General features: G+C 64.5%; 10 protein-coding genes. 7 read left to right on the plus strand and 3 right to left on the minus strand.

Annotation, left to right across the window (positions count from 1 at the left end; genetic code table 11):
• Nucleotides 1-295 precede the first annotated feature (295 nt).
• The 3 genes from WFM69_RS19010 (at nt 296) to WFM69_RS19020 (ending at nt 3284) form a co-directional block, all read left to right on the plus strand.
• The gene (locus WFM69_RS19010; protein WP_337007371.1) at nt 296-901 is read left to right on the plus strand and encodes a hypothetical protein; all 606 of its coding nucleotides are present in this window, start codon (nt 296-298) and stop codon (nt 899-901) included.
• 46 nt (nt 902-947) lie between these two features.
• Entirely contained in the window at nt 948-2543 is a 1596-nt protein-coding gene (locus WFM69_RS19015) for a HEPN domain-containing protein (protein ID WP_337007373.1), read from the plus strand.
• 96 nt (nt 2544-2639) lie between these two features.
• The gene (locus WFM69_RS19020; RefSeq protein ID WP_337007375.1) at nt 2640-3284 is read left to right on the plus strand and encodes a hypothetical protein; all 645 of its coding nucleotides are present in this window, start codon (nt 2640-2642) and stop codon (nt 3282-3284) included.
• 72 nt (nt 3285-3356) lie between these two features.
• On the opposite strand, the gene WFM69_RS19025 is transcribed toward WFM69_RS19020, so the two are convergent.
• A complete protein-coding gene (locus tag WFM69_RS19025; protein ID WP_337007377.1) occupies nt 3357-3704 on the minus strand; it encodes an ArsR/SmtB family transcription factor in 348 nt (115 codons plus the stop codon).
• Nucleotides 3705-3784: 80 nt separating this feature from the next.
• Here WFM69_RS19025 and WFM69_RS19030 point away from each other — a divergent pair, with 80 nt between their 5' ends.
• The gene (locus tag WFM69_RS19030; protein ID WP_337007379.1) at nt 3785-5101 is read left to right on the plus strand and encodes an NAD(P)-binding domain-containing protein; all 1317 of its coding nucleotides are present in this window, start codon (nt 3785-3787) and stop codon (nt 5099-5101) included.
• A gap of 1 nt (nt 5102) precedes the next feature.
• On the opposite strand, the gene WFM69_RS19035 is transcribed toward WFM69_RS19030, so the two are convergent.
• Nucleotides 5103-5498: an arsenate-mycothiol transferase ArsC gene (locus WFM69_RS19035; RefSeq protein WP_337007381.1), complete on the minus strand. Its 396-nt coding sequence runs from the start codon at nt 5496-5498 to the stop codon at nt 5103-5105.
• Nucleotides 5499-5511: 13 nt separating this feature from the next.
• Nucleotides 5512-6186 carry an arsenate reductase/protein-tyrosine-phosphatase family protein gene (locus WFM69_RS19040; protein WP_337007383.1) on the minus strand — a complete coding sequence of 225 codons (675 nt, stop codon included), beginning with the start codon at nt 6184-6186 and terminating at the stop codon, nt 5512-5514.
• Between the two features lie 49 nt (nt 6187-6235).
• Between WFM69_RS19040 and WFM69_RS19045 the strand changes: the two genes are divergently transcribed.
• From WFM69_RS19045 to WFM69_RS19450, 3 genes are all read left to right on the plus strand, one after another.
• The gene (locus WFM69_RS19045; RefSeq protein WP_337007385.1) at nt 6236-6970 is read left to right on the plus strand and encodes an MIP/aquaporin family protein; all 735 of its coding nucleotides are present in this window, start codon (nt 6236-6238) and stop codon (nt 6968-6970) included.
• A gap of 13 nt (nt 6971-6983) precedes the next feature.
• Nucleotides 6984-8369, plus strand: a complete 1386-nt coding sequence (locus tag WFM69_RS19050) for an FAD-dependent oxidoreductase (RefSeq protein ID WP_337007386.1) — start codon at nt 6984-6986, stop codon at nt 8367-8369.
• Nucleotides 8370-8462: 93 nt separating this feature from the next.
• Nucleotides 8463-9182 (plus strand): MerR family transcriptional regulator, encoded by a 720-nt coding sequence (locus WFM69_RS19450; RefSeq protein WP_442928452.1) that lies wholly within the window; start codon nt 8463-8465, stop codon nt 9180-9182.
• Nucleotides 9183-9284 lie beyond the last annotated feature (102 nt).

Genomic DNA, 9284 nt, shown 5'->3' on the forward strand with positions numbered 1-9284 from the left:
ACAACACCGTGCGACGCCACTCGGCGCTGGGCTACCTCACCCCGGCCGACTATGCTCGCCACTGCACCCACGAAATGAAACCCGACGACTCACACAGAGACCGGACCTAACAACGGGGGCGGCCCAGCAGCTAGAGAAAGTGCTCCAGAGTCGACCAGTCGCCGCCTGGCTGGCAGCAAACGCGCAGGAAGGCCTCACGGCAACTCGGGTGCTCGACCAAGTCCGAGCGAGATACGTTCATGGCGAGCGGAGTCTGCCTGGCCCCATAATCCAGGAGCGGGATGGACGGACAACGGTGGACGTATGGGCGCACACTTGGCATGTCACCCACGAGCTGAAACTCTCGCCACACACAGGCGGCGCTATCGCCAACCTCTCCGCTGAAGAGTTCGAGCTCGCCACCCAGAACCTGATTGACCAGAGCGCGCTCGCACCTCCAACGCCGATACAAGCGATGCGGGGGCGAACTCTCAAGTTGAATGGCAAACAGATCACTGACGTCGATGCGATACTCGTGGCGGGGAGCACCGCATTTCTCGTGTCGTGCAAGAAGTTCTTGATCAAAGCGAACTACTTGGCCGGGGAGTATGCCGCAGCGAGGAGCGGAAGAACGCGTCTCGACAAGGCCCTCGACGAATGGCACGACCGAATCGCGACCATACGCACCTCCCCTGTAGGGGACAACTACGACCTCTCCGCGTACAACATCGAGGGCTTCGTCTTGCTCCCAGAACTCATATTCACGCCACGAAAAGACTCGCGTGAGCTCCTGCCCGTTGGCTACAACGATCTGTTCTTCACGAGGGTGGAGAGCTTCAGCCAGTTCGCGGCGACGCTCGAAATGGCGAGCTGGCCCCCTGAGCCTCCTGAATTGAGGGCCCTCCGACTGGCTGGCCCTTAACGGCGGAGTCGCTGCGCATGTCGGTCGCGTGCGCAATGATGCCTTCATGACTGAGACCCAGCTAAGCGAGCCGAACGACTGGACCGGACATTGGTGGCTACCTGAAGAACCAGACAAGAAGGTGCCTGGGGTGCTGTCTTTCAAACCCGAGAGCGGTCTTCGGCTTCGTCTCATCGGGGGCTGGGACTACCACGTCACGCGGCCTGGGTTGAATGGCTCGACCATCGTCACCAACGAGGTGAAGAGTTGGCCGATGGTCCACGGCTATGGCGGCAACAAGCCAGTCACATTGCTCAACGCCAGTCTCGCCACAGCGCGAGGAGGTCTCTTCGGGGAACCGGACACCCTTGAGGTGCGGGCTAGCACTGCTCTCGTCGGAGCATTGATGGAGACACCTGACGAAGCGGCGTTCGTCGCTGGTGTCGGTGACATTGAGGATCTGACTGTGTGGTCACGAAGGAGCGGCGTCGAGTCACGGGTTCAGTTCGGCGCGCAGAGCGGCGAGACGATGGGGGAGATCGAGCTTCGCCGCCTGTCTCCGTTGACGGCGACCGCAGGCCCCCTCAGCGTGAAGTTGAGCCACTATGCCTGGTACCCGTTCTCGGAGGACTCACGCTCCCAACGGGTCACCCGGGTGCGGGAAAGTCAAGTGATTCGTTTCGAGCGTGAAGACCCGCAGCCGCTCGAGTATTGGGTCGACCTGCTCAGCTCAACCGCCGACCTGATGTCACTTTCGACGCTACGCGCTTGCGGCATCGTCAGCATGCGTGTGTACGTCCCGCCCACCCCAGATCAGTGGCCGGAGACTCATCCGATGCGTGACCAGCCGAACGAGGTCACTATTTACATGGAACGGATCGTCAAGCCGCGCCCTGACGACGACGCTCTGCCATTCCGAAACTACGTGCTCACACTCGCCGACTTGCCCTTCGAGGAGCTCATGCCGCGCTGGCTGGAGATTCGGGATAAGTTCGCTGCCGCGCGGAGCATGATTCTTGGGTTGCGATACGTGCGCAATGGGTACGTCGAGACCCGCCTCGTGACGGCAGTTGCAGCCGCTGAGTCGATGCACCGCGCTCTCACGCCCGCGCCACCTATACCGCCCGTCGAGTTTAAGGCCTTGAGGAGAACGCTGTTGGACGCCGTTGCGCCCGAAAGGAAGGCATGGCTCGCGGACCGGCTGACCGAACATTCGAACGTTCCGACGCTCAAGCAGAGGCTTCTCGACCTTGTTGGCCGTGTCGGAGACGCTGGACATCGCCTCGTGCACAACCCTGAAGTGTGGGCAAAGGCCGCCAAGGACGGACGCAATCTACTCGCTCATACTGGTTCGGCGTCGAACGACTTGGAGCATTTGCACGCCGTGACAGAAGTAACGGCTTCGGTGGTGATCCTCAACCTGCTCTATGAGCTGGGTGTTTCGCAGGAGGTGTTGTCAAAAGCTGTCGATGAACACCCAGTTCTCTCACACGCGGCTCACCTCGCTCGTCGCGTGCTCTGCGACGACGATTCGGTTGTGATGCAGATTGCGGTGCAGAGCAAGATTGCCGGCGAACCATCTCCATCCGAGACTGAACCTCCGAACGAAGCTGCGGCCGAGGCGGCCGCCGGTGACGACACGCCCCCTAATGATGCAATGTGATGAACTGGTTGACTGCTCGACGGAGATCCTCTCCACGTGGAGGTCGGGGAGAGCGCGGAGTCGATCCACCCGGTAGCCTTCCTCCGGGAGGTTCGCATGGGCTCTAAATACCCTGGGACTGCGGAATTTGGTGCGCTGCTGTTCAACCACGACGCGAAGCTTGCTATGTCGTTCCTGCGCGGTCACCTTTTGCTTGAGCAGGCGCTCACCGCGCTCATCGAGTTGCGTGCGGACCGGCCCGCCGTGATTCTCGACCGGGCATCGTTCGCTTCGAAGCTTAACCTGTGCGACGGGCTCGGTCTCGTGGATACCGACGTGGCGACAGCGATCCGTGCAGTCAACCGAGAACGAAATCATCTGGCTCATCGGCTCGACGCGTCCGTGTCTCTGACGCGAGTTCAAGCATTGGTCGAAAAGTTGCCGGATCGCGTTCGCCAAGGGGTGAAGGACGTCATCGCGGCCTCGCCGCACGAGCGGATTCACCATGATGATGACGCGCTCGCAACTGAAACACTGATGGCGGTCTTCCTCGTGCTCTGTACGAGGCTAGGTAGTCTGCTCCAGCAAGGGCGATACGAAGCGCAGCACGCCGACACATTGCAGTCCTACCGCATGGCCTGCGCCATCGCAGAGATCGAAGAGACCGGAGCTTCTCCGGAAACGATCCGGGCCCGACTCTCTCTTCCGGTCCCGCCCGATCCTCGCCAAGCCCTAGCGGAACTCTTCCTCACGGAGAAATGAGAAGCCCCGCAGGTCTGTCTGTGGATACTCACCGATAGCTAACCACTCGTCGCGAGACACGGGCGCGGTTGTTCAGTCTTGCAATGCGCGGGAGGCGGCGTGGAGCGCTTCCGAAACGACTCGATAGTAGGCCCAGCGCCCGCGCTGTTCGCGGGTCGCGAGTCCCGCGTCGACGAGCAGACGCATGTGGTGGGAGACAGTGGGCTGGGAGAGGCCCACGGGTTCGGTGAGGTCGCAGATGCAGGCCTCCCCGCCTTCGGATGCTGCGATGAGAGACAGCAGGCGGAGGCGTGTCGGGTCTCCGAGCGCCTTGAAAGTTGCCGAGATGCGCTCCGCCTCGGCGACGTCGAGAATTCCGCTGGTGACGCGCGAGCAGCACGCGGTCGCGTCGGTCGCGAGGAGCGGCAGCTGGGTCGTCATGTTCTGAGTGTGCCATACGTATTGACATCTGTCGATGTATCGACAAGTCTCGATACGTCAGAAAGAGTGAGGAGCTCGTGATGGATGAGTCGTTGCCCGTTGTTGTTATCGGTGCCGGTCCGCAGGGCCTGGCGTCTGCCGCACATCTCGTGGAACGCGGCGAGGAGGTCGTGATCCTCGAGGCCGGTGAGGGCGCTGCTTCGGCGGTTGCCGAGTGGGGCCACGTGCGACTCTTTTCCGAGTGGGGTGAGCTCGTCGATGCTGCATCTGCTCGTCTCCTCGCGCCGACGGGCTGGGAGGCGCCGCGGTCGGGTTATCCAACCGGAAGTCAGTGGATCGCGGCGTACTTGAAGCCGCTCGCTGACCTTCTAGGCGACCGCGTTCGCTACGGAGCTCGCGTGGTGGGTGTCTCTCGTCGCGGTCGCGACCGCCTGGTCGATGCAGACCGGGGACAGCAGCCGTTCACTGTGCGCGTCGATTCGGCAGACGGTGAGTATCGTCTGCAGGCGCGCGCGGTCATCGACGCCTCGGGAACCTGGGGCCTTCCGAACCCTGCGGGTGCTGACGGCCTGCCCGCTCTCGGAGAGCGCGCCGTCTCCAGCGCGCTGACGTACAGGATCCCGGACTTCCGCAACACCACTGAGTTCGCCAGCAAGCACACCATCGTCATCGGCTCAGGGCACTCGGCCATCACGGCCGTCCTCGCTTTGGCGCGAATGGCGCGTCGCGACCCCGCGACTACGGTCACCTGGGCGCTCCGACGTGCGACCACGGCAAACACCTTCGGCGGCGGCGACGCGGATGAACTGCCGGCACGTGGCGCACTCGGGACTCGGGCGAAGGAACTGGTCGACGCGGGTCTCGTCGACCTGGTCACCGGTTTCCGGGTTGACAGCATCTCTATCGACGCGGATCGCGCCACCATCGTCGCGGAGGATGGGCGCACGCTCACCGCAGACCGTGTCGTCGTGCTGACCGGATTCCGTCCGGACCTCTCGTTCCTGTCAGAGCTTCGCCTCGAGCTCGACTCGACCTTGCAGGCCCCGCCGCGCATCGCTGCCGAGGTCGATCCCAACATTCACTCCTGCGGCTCAGTAGCCGCAACCGGCGCCGCAGACCTTGCGCACCCCGAACCGGGGTTCTACATGGTCGGAGCCAAGTCGTATGGGCGTGCGCCGACATTCCTTGCGCTCACCGGCTACGAGCAAGTCCGGAGCGTTGTCGCCGAGCTTGCGGGTGACCATGAAGCTGCCCATCGGGTCGAGCTGGTGCTGCCGGACACGGGCGTCTGCGGAGGGGCTGGCCTGTTCGACGCATCCGGTGCCTCGCTCGGCGGGGCATGCTGTGCGCCGCCCGCTCAGGTGGTGCAGATCGGGCGAGCCCCGGCATCCGTCTGACTCAGCGCGCGAGCAGCGTCTCGCTGATCTTCGCGGACACCGCTTCGCGCAAAGGACGGACGGCCTCGACATCCCACGCCTCGGGGTTGGGGAACTCCCACTGGAGAACCTCACCTCGCGGCGTGCCAGGCAGCTGCAGCCCGGGCTTCATCAGCACGACCACGTCCGCAGTCTGCAGATCATCTTGCGTGACCGAGCGCGGGACCCGGTCGGTGATGTCCAGTCCCAGCTCCGCGACGGTTGCGGCGACAGCGGAGTTCACGGTCTCCGCAGGCGCGAGACCCGCAGATGTCGCGGCGAAGCGGTCACCGGCGAGGTGCTCGAGAAGTGCGGCTCCGAGCTGAGAGCGACCGGCGTTGTGCTGGCAGACGAACAGGACAGTGGGTGCGGTGGTCATCAGATGATCTCTCTCAACGCGTCAGGGTCAGGCGTGGTGCGAGCTCGCTGATGCGGCGCTCGAGCTCGTCGTAAGCGGTATCGAACGCAGCGTCGTCGCCGACTCTCACCGGGTCAGGGATGGACCAGTGCAGGTGGCCGCGAGGGCTCAGCGCCTCGTGTGCGCTGTCGCAGACCGTCACGATGAAGTCCGAGTCCGTTGCGACGTCATCGAGATGGCGGGGCGTCTCGTCCGTCAAGGTCAGGTCGTGGCGCTGTGCGGCGTCGCGCGCACCCGGGGCGATTCGCTCCGCCGGCTGCGTTCCGCCCGAGACCGCGGGGATGGCGCTGCGCTGCGCCCACATGGCCGCGGCCAGTTGTGAGCGTGCGGAGTTCGCGGTGCACACGAACAACACACGTGCTGCCTCATCGACCGGGGAGGGCACGAGTCCTTCGAGCGCACTCGGCGTCAGCTGGACATAGCTGCGTCGTCTATCTGCCTCTGACCGCGACCGGCCGACCATACCGACGGATTCGAGGACTCCGAGGTGATGGGCCACGAGGTTCGACGGCATGTCGAGGGATACGGCGATCTCTTTCGGGGAGAGATCGCCCAGGGTCAGCAGGTCGACGATGCGCAGTCGTGACGGGTCGCCAAGCGCCGCGTGCCTGGCTGCCCGCACCTGAAGGAGACTTCGTTCACTGTTCATTGACTCAATGTTGACTGAACTATCCCTTGTGAGTCAAGATGAGCCAGCCATGAACGAAAACACACCCACCCGCCCAGCCCTGAGTCGCCGGCTGCTGGCCGAATTCCTGGGCACCGGTCTGCTCGTCACCACCGTCGTCGGATCCGGCATTGCCGCCCAGCGCCTCTCTCCCGACGACACGGGCCTGCAGCTCCTCGAGAACAGCTTGGCCACCACGCTGGGGCTCGCAGTGTTCATCCTGATGTTCGGCCCGGTCTCCGGGGCCCACTTCAACCCGGTCGTCACGCTCGCCGACTTCATGCTCGGCCGCCGCCACGGCGACGGCGTCGCGCCCCGAGATGTCGCCCCGTACCTCGCGGCGCAGATCACCGGCGGAATCGGGGGAACCTTGCTCGCGAGCATCATGTTCAACGTGACACCGGCATTCTCCTCGAACCATCGAGCCACCGCCGGTCACCTCATCGGCGAAGTCGTTGCCACCGCAGGACTCGTCCTCCTCATCTTCGCCCTCGCGCGGACCACCACCCCGCCGGTCATCGCCACTGCCGTCGGCGCGTACATCGGCGCCGCGTACTGGTTCACCAGTTCCACCTCGTTCGCCAACCCAGCGGTCACCATCGCCCGACTGTTCACCGACACCTTTGCTGGCATCGCTCCCGTTGCCGTGCTGCCCTTCATCGGAGCCCAGCTCGTCGGCGGCGCCCTCGGGCTCGCCCTCGTCTCCTACCTCTACACACGAGTCGCCCGGGTCGCCGGCGACGTCGTCATCCCCGCCCACTCCTGAAAGGCCCACCACCATGCACCTCGTAGCCATCGGCGGAAGCGACGCCGGCATCTCCACCGCCCTCCGCGCCCGCGAGCTCGACCCGTCGGTCGACGTCACCGTCGTCGTCGCCGACGCCTTCCCGAACTTCTCCATCTGCGGGATCCCGTACTATTTCTCCCGCGAAGTCCAGCCCTGGCAGTCGCTTGCGCACCGCACGCACGCCGACCTCGAAGCCACCGGCATGAGCCTCCGCCTGAATACCCTTGCCACCGACATCGACGTCGCCGGACGCCGCCTCCACGTGCGCGACGAACACGGCACCGAATCGACCATTGCGTATGACGAGCTGATGGTCGGAACGGGCGCGTCACCATCGACCGCCGGCATCGCGGGACTCGACCAGCTCGGACCAGACGATGGTGTCCACGTGCTGCACTCCATGGGCGATACCTTCGCGCTCGAGCAGTACCTCGACACCCACCAGCCGGAGACCGCCATCATCGTCGGCGCCGGCTACGTCGGCCTCGAGATGGCGGAAGCCCTCACGATCCGAGGCCTGCACGTCACCCAGCTGCAGCGCGGCCCGGAAGTCCTCTCCACCATCGACCCTGAACTCGGCGCTCTCGTTCACGACGAACTCACCCGCCACGGTGTCGACGTCATCATCAACGCTCGCGTCGAAAGCATCAGTCGTAATGACCGCGGGATCGTCGTCACCGGAGCCCATGCGGGTGAGGCGTTCAGCCGCACGGCTGACGTTGTGCTCGTCGTGGTCGGCGTGCGCCCGAACACCAGCCTCCTCACCGCCGCGGGTGCCACGACCGGCCCTGGCGACGCCGTATCGGTCGATGAACAGATGCGCACCGGACTCCCGAACGTCTGGGCTGCCGGCGACGGCGTCGTCACCCACCACCGCCTTCTCGGGACCACTTACCTCCCGCTCGGCACCACAGCCCACAAGCAAGGCCGCGTCGCCGGCGAGAATGCCATCGGCGGCAACGCCCACTTCGCCGGCAGTCTCGGCACGCAGGTCGTCAAGATCTTCGACCTCGTCGCCGCACGTACCGGCCTACGGGACCACGAGGCTATCGCCGCCGGCTTCACGCCGGTCTCCGTCACCTCCACACCCGACGACCACAAGGCGTACTACCCGGGCGCAACCCCCATCAACATCCGCATCACCGGCGACGAAGATGGCCGACTTCTCGGCGCGCAGCTGGTCGGCCAGCGCACCGCAGAGATCGCCAAACGCGTCGACACCTACGCCACCGCGCTGCATCACGAGATGACCGTCGCGCAGATGAGCGACCTGGACCTCTCCTACACTCCGCCGCTCGGGTCACCGTGGGACGCCGTGCAGATGGCGACCCAGACCTGGGAGCGCGCGGCGGCTGCGCGTTCACCCATCGCCCGGTGAACGCGCACGTTCGCCACCGAGGTACACCTGCCGCTGCTCCAAGCTGGCCGCGGGCTTGACCTTCGAGTTCACTCGAAGGTTTATCGTCGGGGTATGACTCTGAGGATCGCGGAAGTATCGCAGCGCAGTGGAGTGCCGTCATCCACGCTGCGGTACTACGACCAGATCGGTCTCGTGCCAAGCGGGCGCGCGAGCAACGGATATCGGTCGTATTCGGAGGATGTACTAGATCGTTTGCGGTTCATTGATGCTGCCCGACGCCTCGATCTGCCCCTCGCGGAGATCGGCGAGCTGCTGGATTCATGGGAGTCGGAGGCGTGCCTATCAGTGAAGGCTCGTCTGCGACCTCGACTCGATGAACACGTGGCGCGGGTCGAGGAAACCATCGCGGGTCTTTCGGATCTTCGGGAGGCACTTCGGTCGGCAAGGGTCCACCTGGACGAGCTTCCCGACAGAGATCAGCGCTGCGACCCATCGTGCGCGTTCTTGCTGAAGGAACCGCCCCCGCCGGTCGCCTGCAGCCTAGGAGAGGGCCGGGAGCAGCAGATTGCGGCGTGGCGTGAGCTGCTCTCCCATGCGGAGTTGCATCGTATTCCAGGAGGCGTGACATGCTCGTTGCCCGTCGCCCGGCTAGCTGAGGCGACGGAATTGGCGGCCGCGGAACAAGCGTGCTGCCCGTTCTTCGGATTCGAGTTGATCCTCCGCGGCAACACGTTCAATCTCGCCATACGAAGCCCAGTCGACGCGCTACCGCTACTTGCGGAACTGACTGGACTCGAGTTGGTCGCAGTAGTGCCCCGTAGCGTGGTGTAGCCCACGGTGGCCGGCTCGTCGCTCGCGACGTAAGCGCGGTCACCGTGTGATCCTTCGAGAAGTCTCTTACCTCCACTCGAAAGGCATCATCACGATGACCGC

The organism is Microbacterium sp. LB12 (assembly GCF_037150835.1).
Classification (GTDB): Bacteria; Actinomycetota; Actinomycetes; order Actinomycetales; family Microbacteriaceae; genus Microbacterium.